The sequence below is a fragment of the Proteus penneri genome, from assembly GCF_022369495.1.
Taxonomy (GTDB): Bacteria; Pseudomonadota; Gammaproteobacteria; order Enterobacterales; family Enterobacteriaceae; genus Proteus; species Proteus penneri.
Genome location: NZ_CP059690.1, coordinates 3,331,287 through 3,348,453, shown reverse-complemented (window position 1 = coordinate 3,348,453; position 17,167 = coordinate 3,331,287). Strand labels below are relative to the sequence as shown.

Below are 17,167 nucleotides of genomic sequence, written 5' to 3'. Positions count from 1 at the left end.
CCTATGGAGGTGTCTATGAAGTTTAATCATCATGTATTATTTGTCTCATCTGCGGGACTAAAAGAAGATAGCCCTGCAAAACAAGCATTAGGATCATTAAAACATGCAATTACAGAGCGTGGTTTTATCGCTCAAATTGCAGATAATATTGATCATGGGATTAAATATATAAAAGAGAGCCCTAAATACAGTGCGGTAGGTATTTTCTGGGATAAAAACAATCCAAAAATGAATATAGAGAGTGAAGCCTTTATTTCATTATTTAGAAAAAGAAATCCAACGACCCCTATTATTCTACTGTCTGAAGAGAATATTACCGATAATGTTTCTATTAATATTCTTAAAGAAGTAAGTGAATATATCTATCTCTATTCAGAAACCGCAACATTTACAGCTAATCGTATTTATACTTTAATTCATCGCTATGCAGAGAGCCTTTTACCTCCATATTTTAAAACATTAAAAGATTTCACTGAGGATGGTGATTATTATTGGGATTGCCCAGGACATATGGGCGGTATGGCTTATTTGAAACATCCTATTGGTATTGAGTTCATCAATTTCTTTGGTGAAAATATGATGCGTGCTGATATTGGTGTCGCAACGGCTGAAATGGGGGATTACCTTATTCATGCGGGGCCTTCAAAAACATCAGAAGAAATAGCAGCAGAACTATTTGGCGCTGATTGGACATTTTATGGTGTTTCAGGTTCATCCGGCTCCAATCGTATTGTGGCACAAGGCGCTATTGGGGCAGACGAGATTGTTGTTGTGGATAGAAACTGCCATAAATCATTGAATCATGGCTTAACACTTTCACAAGGACGTCCTGTTTATTTAAAACCTACACGAAATGGCTACGGTTTAATTGGTCCGATCCCAACCAAACGCTTAACACAAGCCAGTATTAGCAAACTGATAAAAGAGAGTCCGCTAGCCGAAGGTGCTATCAGCCCTGAACCGACTTATGCTGTTGTGACAAACTGTACTTATGATGGTTTTTGTTACAACGTAAATGATGTGGTGAAAAATTTAGCAACCAGCGTACCTCGAATTCATTTTGATGAAGCATGGTATGCTTATGCGCGTTTCCATCCTTTATATAAAAATCGTTTTGCGATGGATGTATCTGAAGATATTCCTAATTGTCCTACCCTTTTTGCCGTGCAATCAACACATAAAATGTTGCCATCACTCTCTATGGCATCAATGATCCACGTGAAAAAAAGCGAACGAGCGCCGTTAAATTTCGATGACTTTAATGACTCATTTATGATGCATGGCACCACTTCACCTTATTATCCTATTATTGCTTCCATTGATGTTGCAGTCGGAATGATGAAAGGGGAATCTGGTTATTCTTTAGTACAAGAATCGATAGAAGAAGCCATTGCATTTCGTAAGGCCGTCGTTTCTGTCAAACGCCAATTAAAAGAGCAAAATGGTGATTCTGATTGGTTCTTTGATGTATTACAGCCAACTCAAGTACGTGATCCGAAAACTGGCGAAAATCACAGCTTTGAGCAAGCACCTCTCGATTTGTTAAGCCAAGAGTCTGATTGTTGGACATTAAAAATCGGTGATAAATGGCATGGTTTTTCTGATGAAGATATTGCTGATACCGACAGTATGTTAGACCCTGTTAAAGTAACAATTACCTGCCCTGGTATTACTGCCGATGGTCAATATCAAAAGATGGGTATCCCAGGTTATGTCATTACTAAATTCTTGGACGATCGGCGTATTGAAATTGCAAGAACGGGGGACTATACCGTTTTAATCCTCTTTTCTGTAGGGGTAACTAAAGGTAAATGGGGAACGTTATTAGAAAGTTTACTGACCTTTAAAAAGCTCTATGATTCCGATGCGTTAGCGATAGATGCTATTCCCTCATTAAAAGAAATCTCTCCTCAATATGCAAAAATGACATTAAAACAACTCTGCCAATCTATGCATGAAAAGATGGATGAGCTTGATTTAATGAAACATATTAATGATGCAGTAAATAGTGATCCAGAACCTGTCATGTCACCAGCGGAGGCTTATCAAAAAGTCGTTCGCTATAAAGCAGAACATATCCCTTTAGATGATTTTTCAGGTCGTATTTCGGCGAGTATGTTAGTTCCTTATCCGCCGGGAATTCCTGTTCTTATGCCTGGTGAACGCTTACCTAAAGGAGATCAAGGTATTATTGGTTACCTAAAAGCCTTACAAATTTTTGATAAGGCATTTCCAGGGTTTGAGCATGAAATACAAGGGATCAATGTCGATGAGAAGGGTGATTTTTGGGTAAGAGCGATTGTTGAAGATGAACGCATTGCGAAAGAATTACCTTCACATGTGAAATTCAAACGCCGTGTGTCAGCAATTAAAAAAGGCCGTCAGTAATTAATGACAACATTATGATGCGATGAAAATATCTGGCGTGGGATTAGGCGCCAGATATTATTATCTTAAGGTAAGAGGTTTTTATGGCAAACAAATCAGAAACCACATCGTCAAAGAATACCCCCCCCGCGGCGAGTGATAATGGTGCAAAGTTGGGTTTATTTGCCCTGATTGCAATTGTTGTGGGCTCTATGTTAGGCGGTGGTGTGTTTAGCTTGCCACAAAATACGGCGGCAAGTTCAGCGATAGGGCCGGTTTTGATCGCATGGATTATTGCGGGTATTGGTATTTACTTTATTGCTAATGCGTTTCGCTTATTATCTGATTTACGACCTGATCTTCAAGCTGGTGTCTATATGTACGCACAAGAAGGGTTTGGGTCTTTTATTGGATTTAATGTTGCATGGGGATATTGGTTAATGACCGCATTTGGTAATGTGGCTTTCGCTGTTATCTTGATGGATGCATTCGATCAGTTTTTCCCCGGTGTATTTACCGATGGCAATAATTTAAATTCCATTATTTGTGGTTCCATTTTAATTTGGGGCTATAACTTTTTAGTGTTATCAGGAACGAAAGTTGCGGGCTTTGTTAATACACTCGGAACCATTGCTAAATTAGTGCCATTGATTTTATTTGTTATTATTCTGGGTGTACTGAATGATTATTACCAGTTATTTAGTAACTTCTGGGGTACATCACCACAAATTATGAGTACGGTGGATAATAAGGCAGAGCCAGTGTCATTAATGTCCCAAATACTGGCACCGATGACAGTAACCCTATGGGCATTTATTGGTGTTGAAGGTGCTGTCGTTTTATCTGGTAGAGCAAAAAATAAAAAAGATGTTGGTAAAGCAACCTTATTAGGCTTTTTATTAGCATTAATTATTTATATTTTATTATCCATCTTACCTTTTGGCATTATGCCACAACCACAACTGTCTCAATTAAGTAATCCATCAACTGCGGGTGTATTAGCCAAAGTTGTTGGTAATTGGGGGGACTGGTTAATGAATGTCGGGCTGATTATTTCAGTTTTAGCGGGATGGTTAGCATGGACAATGTTATGTGCAGAAATTCCGATGGTCGCAGGGCAAAAAGGTGCATTTCCTAAAGCCTTTGCACGCACCAATAAAAACCAAGCCGCAAATACATCTCTATGGGTGAGCAGTATTGTGATGCAAGCAGCGATGTTATTGGTTTATTTCTCAAATAATGCATGGAATACCATGTATAACATTAGCGCATTAATGGTTGTTCCCGCTTACATCACTACAACGTTATATATCACTAAGATTTGTATTAACCGCCAATATGATCAATATGCAAAAACAGGAAGAGGATTAGCCTTATTAAGTGGTGTATTAGGTGTTATTTTCTGCCTCTTTATTTTGTATGCAAGCCAAATTCAATATGTTGCATTAGTCCCAATTTTATTGACATGTGGACTGCCTGTTTTTATTTGGTCACGTAAAGAGAAACACGATAATAAACCTATTTTTCAGAAAAAAGAGACGCTTTATCTCGTTATTTTATTACTACTTGATGTGATAGTTATCGGTTTACTGATGAAAGGAATTATCACGCTTTAATATTCTCTCATATTGCAATCAATAACCTCACGTACCATGGTGATGCGTGAGGTTATTTATACTATTTATCTAATAGTGAATTATGGTTAATTGTTTTTTTTCTTACAGTATGACGTAAACAATAAGGCAAAAAGAATAAACTTAATGCAGTCATAATAGCCGTGGCAATTAATACAACAAAAAAGGCATTTTCAAAGGCTAAATTTGCTTGAGATATCACAAGAGAAGCCACATCATTTGGTAATTTTTCTGCCACAATAAGAGCCTCATCTAAACTGTCATAGGCTGCATCATTGATAGCTAATGAATCAGGTAGTACGAGTTTTAAGGTGTACACTGTACTCATCAAACTGCCCATAAATGTCACTCCAATCACGCTCCCTAGCTCATAAGCCACATCTTCAATGGAGGCCGCCATTCCTGCTTGTTTATCAGCGACACTTAACATAATGGATGTCGATGCGGTGGTAAAAATAATACCTAAACCAAAGCCGATTAAAAATAAGCTACCAATTAACACCATTGGCGATGTTGTTTGATAAACAGCAATTAACCACAGATTTCCTATCAAAGTAAGCATAAATCCAGCAATAATTAAGCGAATTTCCCCTAGTCGTGTTAAAAAATAGCCCGCTAAAGGGGATGCCAACACAGAGCCAATTGGAATAGGTAAGATCACTAATGCTGCATTTAAAGGGGTAAAACCCGCAACAAGCTGTAAACGCTGGCTAAGTAGTAATTCAATGCCCACAATGATCACCATAGAAAGCACTGCCATTAAAATCCCGATACTAAAAAAGCGGTTTTTAAATAACCCAAAATCAATCATCGGGTGAGTTTGTTTACGTTGGCGCAAGGTAAATAGTGTGAGAAAAATTACCGCAATTACACCTGTAATAGTGACTTCATTCCACTGTGTATAAGGTTTTCCTAGTTCTTTTAAAGCATAAATAGCGCTGATTAAACCGATTAGGATCAGTACTGAGCTTAAATAATCAATTTTATGGTTACCATGTCCAGCAAACTTAGGAATAAGCCAAATCGAAAATGGTAATACCAAAAGCACAATAGGGACGTTAATTAAGAAGACAGAGCCCCACCAAAAATGTTCAAGCAACATTCCACCAATTAAAGGCCCTAAAGCCGCACCGCCAGAAGCAACCGCAGACCAAATGCCAATCGCAATAGCGCGTTCTTGCGAGTCGCTAAAGACTTGTCGCACTATCGACAGCGTAGCTGGCATACTCATTGCGGCTCCAACTGCTAAAAAACCACGAGAGGCAATTAAGGTCGTTGCGGAGGGTGAAAATGCTGCACACAAAGAAGCGAGAGCGAATAGCGGTAACCCACAAATAAAGAGTGTTTTATGGCCAATCCTGTCTGTGAGCATACCCGCTGCAGGTAGTAATCCAGCAACAATTAACGGGTAAGCATTCATTATCCATAATTTTTCTGATGCACTGGCGTTTAAATCATGAGTTAAACGTGGCAATGCGGTATAAAGCACTGTGACATCAACAACAATGAGAAACAGCATACTCGATACCAAAAGTAGTACTATCCAACGTTTATAATCTTTTATCATAGAAATCTCAGTTATTTTTATGTGTATTATTTTTACTAACGGCTACAATATAAATCCATACGGTCGTATTGAAAAGAGGTTTTTTTATGGGACGGCAAAGAACGATTGATAGAGAAAAATTATTAGAAGCGATCTTCGATATCGTTATGGAACAAGGTGCTGCCGCACTGACGATTGATACTGTTGCAAAAAAAATGGGGATCTCTAAAGGGGGTGTTCAATACTGTTTTAGCAGTAAAGAGGCGATGATTGATGCCATGTTTGAACACTGGGAAGGTCACTATGAAGCGCAGTTTCAAAAGAGTGTTGAAAACGATAACTCGCCAGAAAATCGTGTTGCTGCACATATTCATGCGACCCATAATCATGACAAAGTCGCTTTTGCCAAAGGTGCGAGTTTGATGGCGGCATTGTTACAGACGCCTGAGTATCTACAAAGTACCAAAGAGTGGTATCAACAGCGATTGGCGGGATTAGATACAACAACGGAGGTTGGAAAACGTGCACGATTGGCATTTTTAGCGACAGAAGGCACCTTTTTATTGCGTTATTTTGGACTAATGGATATTGATGATAACGAATGGCAATCTATCTTTGAAGATATTGATTCAGAGTTGCTTGAACAAGAGAAAAAACAATAAAAAAGCATGTTGCTAATAATAAAAACAACATGCTTTTTATTGAAGACAATATGGCTAAATGGAATTAGTAATACATAGCAATGAGTTTATTATCGAGCTCTTTAACGTCAACGGGGGTATCGAAAATATCCTCGATAATATCGGCTTTCATGATCTCTTTTGGTGAACCATGATAATACAGCTGTCCATTACGCATGGCTAAAATATAGTCTGAATAGACTGAAGCAAAATTAATATCATGAATAACGATAATAATGGTTTTTCCTAATTCATCTGCGGCTTTTCGCAGAAGTTTCATCATGATTACCGCATGTTTCATATCAAGATTATTCAGTGGTTCATCAAGCATGACATATTCTGTATCTTGGCATAGCACCATCGCAACATAGGTACGTTGACGTTGTCCGCCTGATAACTCATCTAGATAGCGATGACGAAATTCAGTCAAATTTAAAAAGGCTAATGACTCATCAATGACTTTTTTATCGTCGAGTGTTAACCGCCCTTTGCTGTAAGGATAACGCCCAAAGCCAACTAATTCTTCTACGGTTAAACGGCTGACGAACTGGTTTTCTTGGCGCAGTATTGAGAGGTTTTTTGCCAGCACATCACTATCTGTTGCCGCAACATCCATACCATTAACACTGACCATGCCACTTTCAGGAAGCAATAAACGCCCAATAACAGAAAGTAGTGTGGATTTACCCGCGCCATTAGGACCAATGATCGAAGTAATACCGCCACGTTGAATGGTTGTTGTAATATTATCGAGAACGGTTATATCTTGATAATGCTTTGATATCTTACTGATTTCAATCATATTAAAGTCTTCTTAACACCAAATAGATAAAGAACATCCCACCAACAAACTCAATCACAACAGAAAGTGTTCCTGTCATTTTTAAGCCATATTCTAAAACCAGTTGCCCACCGATTAAGGCAATAGTACCTAGTAGGAAGGCAACAGGCATTAAGAAACGGTGTTGGCTACTGCCACTGATATGGTAAGCAAGGTTAGCAACAATTAAACCTAAGAAGGTTAACGGGCCGACTAAAGCGGTCGAAACAGCCACTAAGACAGAAATGAGTAACAGAATATAAGTGGTCTGTTTGCGGTAATTAATACCGAGGTTAATCGCATTCGCTTGGCCTAATGCCATTACATCAAAGCTATAGCGCATACGCCAAAGTAAAACACCGACGACAACGATAATGGCTAAAGCGCAAAAGATAAGATCAGGGGTTGCACGGGTGAAGGTGGCAAACATGCGACCTTGTAAAATGGAGAACTCATTAGGATCCATCAAACGTTGTAATAGTGTGGCTGAACTACGAAATAACGTACCTAAGATGATCCCAATCATCAGGACTAAATTGATGTTAAAACGTACCGAGCTAAACAACCAACGATAAAGTACAACCGAAAATAGCACCAACAATGTTGATTCTAAAAAGAATTTTGATAAGTTCAACATCCATGACGCAGGCATATCGCCTTCAAAAAAGACAAATACGGTTTGTAGCAATACAAACAGGGCTTCTAATCCCATAAGTGATGGTGTCAAAATACGGTTATTTGCAATAGTTTGGAACAATATTGTTGAAACACCCGCGGCAAAAGCCACCACAATCATGGTGAGAATAATGTAAGCACGATGAGTCAAAATATAAGAGATATTGCCGTTTAGGTTTATCGTCATAAATAACACAATAGATAATAACGATACCCCTAATAATAACCAGATACGTGACATGGGCGAAAGGCGCGTTTTCTTATGTTCGGCAGCGCCAGTACATTTGCTAATTATGGATGAATTAACTTTTTGCATAACGTTGCTGCTTTAGTAGTAAAAAAAGGAAAATAACGGCACCCACCGCGCCTAAAATAACACTGGCAGGAATTTCAAATGGGTAGCGAATAAGTCGGCCAATGACATCACATAATAAAACAATCGCACCACCACTTAAGCAAACCCAAGGGATGGTTTTGCGGATATTATCCCCCATCACTAAGCTCACCAGATTGGGCACAATCAAACCAAGGAAAGGCAATGCACCAACAACAGACACCACAACACCACTAATCAGTGCAATAATCGATAATCCTATTATCATCACTTTGCGGTAATTCAGCCCCACGTTAATGGAGAACTCTCGTCCCATTCCGGCAACAGTAAAACTATCTGCAACCCAACACGCCATGATTGCTAGAGCACCAACAAGCCATAACAGCTCATAACGGCCTTGTAGCACACTTGAGAAATCACCACTTGTCCATGCATCTAATGATTGCAGTAAATCGAAATACACCGCTAAGAAGATGGTAAGTGCGCCAATAACCGCACTAAGCATAATGCCGACCAAAGGCACTATCAGTGTTGTTTTTAAGGTGATCTTTTGCAGCAACAACATAAACAACAATGTACCAAGAAGGGCAAAAACAGTTGCGACCATCATTTTGGTGAAGATGCCTGCCGCTGGAAAGAGCAGCATGACGACTAATAATCCAAGACTTGCAGATTGCGTTGTTCCGGCAAGAGAAGGTTCGACAAAGCGGTTTTGGGTAAGCAGTTGCATAATCAATCCTGCAACACTAATGGCACCACCGGCGAGTAATAATGATAGCGTTCTTGGAACACGGCTGATAAAGAAGATATCGCGCATATCGGGATCAGTAAAAAGCGAAGCAGGAGTAATATCTCCTGCGCCGATGAATAGACTGATCATTGAGAGGATAGCGATACCCCCTATCCCCAATGATAAATGGAACGTTTTCATTCAGTTACTTTATTTTTTTGATCCAAGGCTTGATTAATTGTATCCATTAAACGAGAGTAAGTTTGGATCCCGCCGGAGATATAAATGGAACTTGCATCAAGATAGATAACTTGGTCTTTGTTCCAAGCATTTACTTTTCTAACTAGTGCATTATCAAGAACTTGTTGAGCTGGTTGTGAATCTTCACGACCAATGGCTGCATCACGGTCAATGACAAACAGCCAATCTGGGTTAAGTTTTAACAGTAATTCAGAGTTGACGATGTTGCCGTGTGAACCTGGGCTATCAAAAACATAAGCGGGTTCAAAACCTAATACGTCGTAGATAAAGCCAAAGCGAGAGCTTGGGCCATAAGCCGAAATTTTACCGCCACTGACTAAAACCACCATTGCTTTACCTGCGTCTGGTGTTTTGGCTTTTACGGTATCAATTTTGCTATTGAAATCAGCCAGTAATTTTTTAGCTTGTTCTTCTTTGCCAAAAATTTGACCTAATGTTGTGGTGCGTTCAGCAAGGCTTTCAACGAAACGCTTCGGATCGATATCCATTGAAATCGCAGGTGCAATTTCACTTAATTTTGCATATGCATCACGAGCACGGCTACCACTTAAAATTAAATCAGGCGCTGTTGTGCTGAGCTTTTCATAGTTTGGCTCGAATAAAGCACCTTCATTGATATAGTCGTTCGGATTGGTGTATTTCTCTAAGAACTTTGGTAAATGAACATTCGTTTGTGGAAGACCAACAATAGAAACACCTAATGCATCAATAATATCAAGGGTTTCCATATTCATCACAACCACTTTTTGCGGGTGTGCAGGGATTTCAGTTGTCCCTTGGAAATGTTCAATCGTGAGAGTTTGTTTCTCCGCTGATTGTGCTGTTGATGCGTCTTGAGCGTTATCACAACCTGCGATAACAAGTGAAGAAAGCAGTAAAAACAGTGGGCTTAATGACTTTTTAAACATTCTCTTTCCCATATTGTTGCAACACGAAATAACACGGATCTTTACAGCAGTGGCTTAAATGTCGATCCACAAAGAAGGCGATAATACCATCAAAAACATAAAGAGTAATGATACTAATTCACATTCTCATAATAATAAAGGATTAACTTGACTAAAATGGCGAAATTTTGTGAGAGATCATTAAAGGAAAATAAAGAACAAATTTTGTGACGTGAAAGAACTCTTAAGATTATTTGCTCAATTTGTGAAGAGTGTCAAAAGAGTAGGTCAAGGAGAGACAATTCTGAACCACTAAGAAATATCGTTAGCCAGTATCATTGCGTATACTTCATTCAAGCAGAAACAATCCTTATTTTAATCTTACTTCGGTTTCTGTACTGACACAGTAATGAATGCACAAGAGAAAGCCTTGTTATCTCTAGGGTAAATCGTTGCCAACTCAAGAGGGTTTTATGCAAAAGAAATATATTTACTTATTTTGTTCTGCTGGCATGTCAACATCTCTTCTCGTGACCAAAATGCGAGCACAAGCAGAAAAATATCAAGTGCCTGTGGTTATTGAAGCATTTCCTGAAACCTTAGCGGCACAAAAAGGACAGGATGCGGATCTAATTTTACTTGGTCCACAAATTAGTTGGATGTTGCCTGATATCCAAAAATTACTCCCGAATAAACCGGTCGAAGTGATCGACTCTCTGTTATATGGAAAAGTAGATGGCTTAGGCGTGTTAAAAGCCGCTGTCGCCTCTATTAAAAAAGCATCTGCAACAACAAATTAATTTTATTTTTTTATTATTTAATTTTTTATTCCAGTCAAAGAGCGAATTTTTCAGCAAGCCGAGTAATTAGCGGCATTTTAAGGGTATTTTTCTATGAGTAAGTTCATTGGTTCATTTGAAAAGGTACTCCTTCCTTTTGCGGTTAAAATTGGAAAGCAACCTCACGTTAATGCGATTAAAAATGGTTTTATTCGTTTAATGCCGTTAACCCTTGCAGGGGCAATGTTTGTACTTATCAATAACGTCTTTCTTAGTTTTGGTGAGGGCTCCTTTTTTTATTCTTTAGGTATCCGCCTTGATGCATCAACAATAGAAACACTCAATAGTTTTAAAGCCATTGGGGGGAATGTCTATAACGGAACATTGGGTATCATGTCATTAATGACACCCTTTTTTATCGGTATGGGATTAGCCGAAGAGCGAAAGGTCGATCCTATCGCCGCGGGGTTACTCTCTATCGCCGCGTTTATGACTGTCACACCTTATAATGCTGGGGGAGCGTATGCTGTTGGCGCCAACTGGTTAGGGGGCGCAAATGTTATTTCAGGTATTATTATCGGTCTTGTTGTGGCTGAAATGTTTACCTTTATTGTGCGTCGTAATTGGGTGATCCGCTTACCTGATAGCGTACCAGTTTCTGTTTCACGTTCATTCTCGGCCTTAATCCCTGGTTTTATTATCTTATCTGTTATGGGAATAGTTTCGTGGGGATTAGGACATTATGAGACACATTTCCACCAAGTTATTTTGGACTCTATCTCAACACCTTTAGCCTCGTTAGGTTCTGTAGTGGGTTGGGCGTATGTTATCTTCACATCATTGTTATGGTTCTTTGGTATTCATGGTTCACTAGCGCTGACAGCGCTTGATAGTGGCATTATGACACCATGGGCATTAGAGAATATTGCGATTTATACAGAGTACGGTTCTGTTGAAGCCGCATTAGCGGCAGGTAAGACATTCCATCTCTGGGCCAAACCGATGTTAGACTCCTTTATCTTCTTAGGGGGTACGGGGGCAACGCTGGGGCTGATTCTGGCTATCTTTATCGCATCTCGTCGCGCCGATCATCGCCAAGTGGCAAAACTGGCATTACCAGCAGGTTTATTCCAAATTAATGAACCGATTATTTTTGGTTTGCCTATTATCATGAACCCAGTGATGTTTATTCCCTTTATTCTTATTCAGCCTATTCTTGCCGCAATTACTGTGACGGCTTATTACTTAGGGATAATCCCACCGGTAACAAATATAGCGCCATGGACGATGCCAACAGGATTAGGTGCATTCTTTAACACTAACGGCAGTATCGCAGCACTGTTATTAGCGCTGTTTAACTTGGGTGTAGCAACACTGATTTATCTTCCTTTCGTGATTATTTCAAATAAAGCTCAAACTGAAATTGAAAAAGAAGAAAGTGAAGAAGATATTGCTAACGCGTTGAAATTTTAAGTGATAGAAAATACAAGTGCAGAGGTTTCTCTGCACTTGCCAGTGTCAAAGAGGAAATATGATGTTAGATATTGAAAATGTCGTTGATAGCAGTGCAACCGATGATGAATTTGAAGAGATCATTATGGGGCTTATCATTAACTCAGGCCAAGCTCGTAGTGTGGCTTATGGCGCATTAAAAAAAGCCAAAGAAGGCGATTTTGAAGGCGCTAGAAAGTTAATGGAACAATCTCGTGAAGCATTAAATGAAGCACATAAAATACAGACTCGTTTAATTGGTGATGACCAAGGTGTAGGAAAAACGAAAGTCAGTTTAGTATTAGTTCACGCGCAAGATCATTTAATGACATCAATGTTAGCCAGAGAGTTAGTGACAGAATTAATCGAGTTACATGAGAAGATAAAATAAGATGAATATTGTGGTGGAGTCATTGAGAGCACCAAGCGAAATACGCATGGTCTATGAAGATCAGCTATTTAATGGCAAAAACTTTCATGTCTTTATTTATAATAAAACAGAAAGTGTCAGCGGACTGCATCAACATGATTATTATGAATTCACCATTGTTTTAACAGGGCGTTATTATCAAGAGATTAATGGTAAGAAGGTGTTATTAGAGCGAGGAGATTTTGTTTTTATCCCTATAGGCTCTCATCATCAAAGTTTCTATGATTTTGGTGCAACACGTATTTTAAATGTGGGAATTAGTAAGGCCTTTTTTGATAAACATTACTTCTCGTTATTGCCTGCTTATTTTATCGCTTCACAAGTTTATGAATTAAAAAATGAATTTCTTTCCTATATTGAATCCGTTATTGGCTCTTTGAATTTTCGCCATACGGAATTTAATGAATTTATTGAAATTGTCACCTTTAATGTGGTGAACAGATTACGACACCATCGAGATAATCGTATTGAAGATGATATTCCTTTATGGCTAAGAGATACCGTAAGCGAGATGCATGACAAACAAAAATTTGGTGAAAATGCATTGGTTAATATGGTGATGTTATCAGGGAAATCACAAGAATATTTAACCCGAGCAACTCGGCGTTATTACGATAAAATACCAATGCAAATTATTCATGATATTCGAATTAATTTTGCGAAAAAGCAATTGGAAATTACAAACTATTCGATAACAGATATTGCCTTTGATGCGGGTTACAGTAGTCCTAGTTTATTTATTAAGACATTTAAGAAAATAACTTCGCTAACCCCAAATAGTTATCGAAAAAATTTATGTAGTATTAAAGAAACAAACTAATTCATTATTGGGCGTAATAAATTAATCAACAATAAAGATTAAATTTATTAAAAATAAAAGAGAAAGAAGAAAATAAGCTTATTTTCTTTATGGCTCTTTACGCCTTAATTTTGCCATTAATACACAAATAACAGCATGATTACGCTGTATGGGAGTGTTTTATGAGTCATAAATTAAAAGTTGTTACCATTGGTGGCGGAAGCAGTTATACACCTGAGTTATTAGAAGGTTTTATTAAACGTTATCATGAACTGCCGATCACTGAATTATGGTTGGTGGATGTAGAAGAAGGAAAAGAGAAGCTCGAGATTATTTTTGAGCTTTGCCAACGCATGGTAAAAAAGGCGGGTATTCCTTTAACCATTTATAAAACCCTTAATCGTCGTGAAGCGTTAAAAGATGCTGATTTTGTCACAACACAATTGCGTGTTGGTCAATTGAAAGCAAGAGAACTTGATGAATCTATTCCGTTAAGTCACGGCTATTTAGGACAAGAAACCAATGGTGCGGGCGGGTTATTTAAAGGGCTACGCACGATCCCTGTTATTTTCGATATTATTAAAGATGTTGAAGAAATTTGCCCTAATGCGTGGATCATCAACTTTACCAATCCAGCAGGCATGGTAACAGAAGCGGTTTATCGTCATACCAACTTTAAGAAATTTATTGGGGTTTGTAATATCCCAATTGGTATGAAGATGTTTATTACAGATGTTCTTAAGTTAACAGATAAAGATGAACTCTCCATTGATTTATTTGGCTTAAATCACATGGTGTTTATTAAAGACGTTATTGTAAATGGCCAGTCTCGTTTCCCTGAATTATTAGACGGTGTTGCTTCAGGCACATTAACTGCTGGCTCTGTGAAGAACATTTTTGACCTACCCTTTAGTGAGGGATTGATCCGCTCTCTTAATCTGTTGCCATGCTCTTATTTGTTGTATTACTTCAAGCAAAAAGAGATGTTAGCTATTGAAATGGGCGAATACTATAAAGGTGGTGCTCGCGCTAAAGTAGTACAAAAAGTCGAAAAGCAACTGTTTGAATTGTATAAAAATCCTGATTTGAATATCAAACCGAAAGAGTTGGAATTACGTGGAGGGGCTTATTATTCGGATGCGGCCTGTGAAGTGATTAATGCTATTTATAATGATAAACAAGCTGAGCATTATGTGAATATTCCTCATCATGGTCATGTCGATAATATTCCAGCAGATTGGTCAATTGAAGTGACCGCGATTTTAGGGCGAGATGGTGCTAAACCTCATCCACGTTTAACACATTTTGATGAAAAAGTGATGGGATTAATTCATACCATTAAAGCCTTTGAAATCGCGGCCAGCAAAGCGGCTATTAGTGGTGAATTAAATGATGCTTTATTAGCAATGAATTTAACGCCATTAGTACTTTCAGATAAAGATTCAGAAGTGCTTACGCGCGAAATGTTATTAGCACATAAAGCGCATCTACCTAATTTTGCTAAAACAATTGCTGAGTTAGAAAAAGCCGCTCATTAATTGTCGGTAGATAAAAATAAGTAATAAGGAGACAGAATGGCTGGTTTATTAATTGTGAATGCAGATGATTTCGGACTGAGTAAAGGCCAAAACTACGGCATTGTAGAGTGTTTTCGTCATGGAGTGGTTAGTTCAACAACGGCACTTGTCAACGCTGAAGGAATTAAACATGCAGCACAATTGTGCCATGAGTTACCCGGTCTGGGTGTTGGGCTTCATTTTACTTTGACGATGGGTAAGCCGCTGTCTCCTTTACCTTCTTTAACGCGTGAAGGTGTACTAGGGAAATGGGTATGGCAAATGGCAGAAGAGGGCAATTTACCGCTGGATGAAATTCGAGTTGAACTTGACGCACAATATCAGCGTTTTATTGAGATCTTTGGTCGTGAGCCTGACCATATTGATAGCCACCATCATGTACATATGTTTAAGCAAGTTTTTCCTATCGTGGCGGAGTTTGCCAAAGAAAAATCGCTACCGATACGGGTTGATAGACCGTTAGCGCAAAAAGAAGGGATTGATACCCAAGGTGTGATAAGTAGTGATGGTTTTGATAGTCAATTTTATGGAGATGAAATCACTCAAGCTTTATTTTTAAAGGTGCTTGATGAGTCGAAAGCGCGTCATGAGCACTCTATTGAAGTGATGACACATCCAGCTTTTGTGGATAATCCATTACGTGCGAGTGGTTATTGTTTTCAGCGCTTAATGGAACTTGAAGTGTTAACAGATATGACGTTAAAACAAGCGATTATTGAACGAGGTTATCAATTGGGAACGTATCAAGATTTAATGAAATGATTTGGAATGTGATTTGGATGATTGATGTCTGTGTTATTCCCTGGTGTGGGTCTTTTTGAGTTATTTTGCCTCTGTTTGTTATAACGCAGAGGCGTTTTTGTTTTTACCACCGTAGAAATCAAAACCGATAACCAATATTGCTGATAAGTGCATAACTTGGATAGCTTTTCCCTGCCATTTTAAAGTAACTGCCTTCATAGCCTAAAGTAAGTGTAATATTTTGTGGTGATGTAAATGTGATACCTGTTCCCCAACTGACAGATTTAGATGAATTATCTTTATTTATATTTTCTTTGGTTTGATAACTTATTCCACTGGCACCAATTGTGGCATAGAGATCAATAAAAGATGTTAGAGCATAAGCAGGTCCTAAAGCGATAGAAACATAACGTAACCTGCCATTATCTGATAATGATTGATTCGATAAAGTTCCTGCAAGTTGTATTGAGATTTTTTTATTAGCTGCCGGTAATGCTTGAATTCTCATATTAATCCCATTTGCTGTGGGTAAATCTTTCACTTTAATATAAGCATAACCAATAGAATATAAAGGACGATCACTTTTAGCATAAGTGAAAGAAGTAAAAAGTAATGTAGAAGAGAATAGTGATAATAATATTTTTTTCATAAGAATAATGAATTTAATAATAATCAAAATAAGAAAAAAGCACATATTATAAAAATAATATGTGCTTTTTTTATTAGAATCGATAACCGATATTAGCGATAAATCCATCCATGACAATTTTACTATCGCTCAACTTATCAAGTTTATAGCGGCTATTTTCATAGCCAAGTGAAATAGAAACCATTTCGGCAGGATTAATGATCAAGCCAGCTCCCCAGCTAAATGCATTTTTCTTGATTTTTTCGTTGAGATCCACACCTTTAATATTCTTCATCTCAATTTGGCTAATCCCTGCGGCACCATAAACACTTAGGTAATCATTTAAGCGTAGAGTAGGGCCTGCCATAACAGAATAATAGCGAGTATCTACATCTTTTAAGAACTGTTTAACAGGTTTATCTAAATCGTAATCTTTTTGAGCGTATGAACCTGTGATAAGAACACCGAGTTGTTGATTAAGTTCTTGGCGTAACGAAATTGTGCCACCATGCATCGGTTTTTGGCCTTCCATTTTGAGTTGTGCGTAACCCGCTGAAAGTGTTGTTTTGCCAAGGTTAAAATCTTCTTGAGCATAAACAGAAGATGCAGCTAATAAACTAGATATAAATAAAGTTGATAGTAATTTGGTTTTCATAGTTATATCCCATAATTAAAATAATAAGAACGCATTATTAAGCGATCAAATTATAATAACGAGTCCATTTCTAATGGAATAAAAAATAGCACGAGAATTTAAATATGGTTGTTTTATTAAAGTGCCTTATTAA

16 protein-coding genes are annotated in these 17,167 nt (G+C 38.1%); 9 read left to right on the top strand and 7 right to left on the bottom strand.

The features are described 5' to 3' along the window. Positions 1-15: 15 nt before the first annotated feature. Complete coding sequence (locus tag H1225_RS15040) at positions 16-2,388, top strand: Orn/Lys/Arg family decarboxylase (RefSeq protein WP_161738178.1); 2,373 nt, start codon at positions 16-18, stop codon at positions 2,386-2,388. 83 nt (positions 2,389-2,471) lie between these two features. Further along, positions 2,472-3,983, top strand: a complete 1,512-nt coding sequence (locus H1225_RS15035) for a basic amino acid/polyamine antiporter (protein WP_161706738.1) — start codon at positions 2,472-2,474, stop codon at positions 3,981-3,983. 61 nt (positions 3,984-4,044) lie between these two features. Here the strand turns inward: H1225_RS15035 and H1225_RS15030 are convergent, their stop codons facing one another. Then, positions 4,045-5,568 carry an MFS transporter gene (locus H1225_RS15030; protein WP_239739216.1) on the bottom strand — a complete coding sequence of 508 codons (1,524 nt, stop codon included), beginning with the start codon at positions 5,566-5,568 and terminating at the stop codon, positions 4,045-4,047. A gap of 86 nt (positions 5,569-5,654) precedes the next feature. Between H1225_RS15030 and H1225_RS15025 the strand changes: the two genes are divergently transcribed. Continuing rightward, positions 5,655-6,209: a TetR/AcrR family transcriptional regulator gene (locus H1225_RS15025; protein ID WP_161723969.1), complete on the top strand. Its 555-nt coding sequence runs from the start codon at positions 5,655-5,657 to the stop codon at positions 6,207-6,209. Positions 6,210-6,273: 64 nt separating this feature from the next. Here the strand turns inward: H1225_RS15025 and H1225_RS15020 are convergent, their stop codons facing one another. From H1225_RS15020 to H1225_RS15005, 4 genes are read right to left on the bottom strand one after another with little or no spacing between them, the layout of a single operon-like run. Next, positions 6,274-7,029: an iron ABC transporter ATP-binding protein gene (locus tag H1225_RS15020; RefSeq protein ID WP_006534486.1), complete on the bottom strand. Its 756-nt coding sequence runs from the start codon at positions 7,027-7,029 to the stop codon at positions 6,274-6,276. 1 nt (position 7,030) lies between these two features. Beyond that, positions 7,031-8,038, bottom strand: coding sequence for an iron chelate uptake ABC transporter family permease subunit (locus tag H1225_RS15015; RefSeq protein ID WP_006534487.1), 1,008 nt, complete (start codon positions 8,036-8,038; stop codon positions 7,031-7,033). After that, positions 8,025-8,987, bottom strand: coding sequence for an ABC transporter permease (locus tag H1225_RS15010; RefSeq protein WP_109399155.1), 963 nt, complete (start codon positions 8,985-8,987; stop codon positions 8,025-8,027). Before H1225_RS15010 ends, H1225_RS15015 begins: the two co-directional genes overlap by 14 nt. Next, positions 8,984-9,955: a siderophore ABC transporter substrate-binding protein gene (locus H1225_RS15005; protein ID WP_072064961.1), complete on the bottom strand. Its 972-nt coding sequence runs from the start codon at positions 9,953-9,955 to the stop codon at positions 8,984-8,986. The genes H1225_RS15010 and H1225_RS15005 overlap by 4 nt, the downstream gene beginning before the upstream one ends. Before the next feature lie 452 nt (positions 9,956-10,407). Between H1225_RS15005 and H1225_RS15000 the strand changes: the two genes are divergently transcribed. From H1225_RS15000 to chbG, 6 genes are all read left to right on the top strand, one after another. Next, positions 10,408-10,734, top strand: a complete 327-nt coding sequence (locus H1225_RS15000; RefSeq protein ID WP_006534491.1) for a PTS sugar transporter subunit IIB — start codon at positions 10,408-10,410, stop codon at positions 10,732-10,734. Between the two features lie 93 nt (positions 10,735-10,827). After that, positions 10,828-12,186 (top strand): PTS N,N'-diacetylchitobiose transporter subunit IIC, encoded by a 1,359-nt coding sequence (gene chbC, locus H1225_RS14995; protein WP_239739215.1) that lies wholly within the window; start codon positions 10,828-10,830, stop codon positions 12,184-12,186. 61 nt (positions 12,187-12,247) lie between these two features. After that, positions 12,248-12,595, top strand: a complete 348-nt coding sequence (gene chbA / locus H1225_RS14990) for a PTS N,N'-diacetylchitobiose transporter subunit IIA (RefSeq protein ID WP_072065055.1) — start codon at positions 12,248-12,250, stop codon at positions 12,593-12,595. A gap of 1 nt (position 12,596) precedes the next feature. Further along, a complete protein-coding gene (gene chbR, locus H1225_RS14985; protein ID WP_239739214.1) occupies positions 12,597-13,454 on the top strand; it encodes a transcriptional regulator ChbR in 858 nt (285 codons plus the stop codon). Positions 13,455-13,615: 161 nt separating this feature from the next. After that, positions 13,616-14,971 carry a 6-phospho-beta-glucosidase gene (locus H1225_RS14980; protein WP_006534496.1) on the top strand — a complete coding sequence of 452 codons (1,356 nt, stop codon included), beginning with the start codon at positions 13,616-13,618 and terminating at the stop codon, positions 14,969-14,971. A gap of 36 nt (positions 14,972-15,007) precedes the next feature. Next, positions 15,008-15,772 carry a chitin disaccharide deacetylase gene (gene chbG, locus H1225_RS14975; RefSeq protein ID WP_115065689.1) on the top strand — a complete coding sequence of 255 codons (765 nt, stop codon included), beginning with the start codon at positions 15,008-15,010 and terminating at the stop codon, positions 15,770-15,772. A gap of 118 nt (positions 15,773-15,890) precedes the next feature. Here the strand turns inward: chbG and H1225_RS14970 are convergent, their stop codons facing one another. Together H1225_RS14970 and H1225_RS14965 are read right to left on the bottom strand one after the other, a co-directional pair. Next, the gene (locus H1225_RS14970) at positions 15,891-16,400 is read right to left on the bottom strand and encodes an outer membrane beta-barrel protein (protein ID WP_157955981.1); all 510 of its coding nucleotides are present in this window, start codon (positions 16,398-16,400) and stop codon (positions 15,891-15,893) included. 73 nt (positions 16,401-16,473) lie between these two features. Further along, positions 16,474-17,034, bottom strand: coding sequence for an Ail/Lom family outer membrane beta-barrel protein (locus H1225_RS14965; RefSeq protein ID WP_161723976.1), 561 nt, complete (start codon positions 17,032-17,034; stop codon positions 16,474-16,476). Between the last annotated feature and the right edge of the window lie 133 nt (positions 17,035-17,167).

Bases quoted from the DNA above. Each gene is read 5' to 3' on its own strand.
- H1225_RS14970 (WP_157955981.1), bottom strand. From the start codon at position 16,400: ATGAAAAAAATATTATTATCACTATTCTCTTCTACATTACTTTTTACT.
- H1225_RS15015 (WP_006534487.1), bottom strand. From the start codon at position 8,038: ATGCAAAAAGTTAATTCATCCATAATTAGCAAATGTACTGGCGCTGCC.
- H1225_RS15035 (WP_161706738.1), top strand. From the start codon at position 2,472: ATGGCAAACAAATCAGAAACCACATCGTCAAAGAATACCCCCCCCGCG.
- H1225_RS15005 (WP_072064961.1), bottom strand. From the start codon at position 9,955: ATGTTTAAAAAGTCATTAAGCCCACTGTTTTTACTGCTTTCTTCACTT.
- H1225_RS14980 (WP_006534496.1), top strand. From the start codon at position 13,616: ATGAGTCATAAATTAAAAGTTGTTACCATTGGTGGCGGAAGCAGTTAT.
- H1225_RS15040 (WP_161738178.1), top strand. From the start codon at position 16: ATGAAGTTTAATCATCATGTATTATTTGTCTCATCTGCGGGACTAAAA.
- H1225_RS15020 (WP_006534486.1), bottom strand. From the start codon at position 7,029: ATGATTGAAATCAGTAAGATATCAAAGCATTATCAAGATATAACCGTT.
- H1225_RS15030 (WP_239739216.1), bottom strand. From the start codon at position 5,568: ATGATAAAAGATTATAAACGTTGGATAGTACTACTTTTGGTATCGAGT.
- H1225_RS14965 (WP_161723976.1), bottom strand. From the start codon at position 17,034: ATGAAAACCAAATTACTATCAACTTTATTTATATCTAGTTTATTAGCT.
- chbC (WP_239739215.1), top strand. From the start codon at position 10,828: ATGAGTAAGTTCATTGGTTCATTTGAAAAGGTACTCCTTCCTTTTGCG.
- H1225_RS15025 (WP_161723969.1), top strand. From the start codon at position 5,655: ATGGGACGGCAAAGAACGATTGATAGAGAAAAATTATTAGAAGCGATC.
- H1225_RS15000 (WP_006534491.1), top strand. From the start codon at position 10,408: ATGCAAAAGAAATATATTTACTTATTTTGTTCTGCTGGCATGTCAACA.
- chbR (WP_239739214.1), top strand. From the start codon at position 12,597: ATGAATATTGTGGTGGAGTCATTGAGAGCACCAAGCGAAATACGCATG.
- H1225_RS15010 (WP_109399155.1), bottom strand. From the start codon at position 8,987: ATGAAAACGTTCCATTTATCATTGGGGATAGGGGGTATCGCTATCCTC.
- chbA (WP_072065055.1), top strand. From the start codon at position 12,248: ATGTTAGATATTGAAAATGTCGTTGATAGCAGTGCAACCGATGATGAA.
- chbG (WP_115065689.1), top strand. From the start codon at position 15,008: ATGGCTGGTTTATTAATTGTGAATGCAGATGATTTCGGACTGAGTAAA.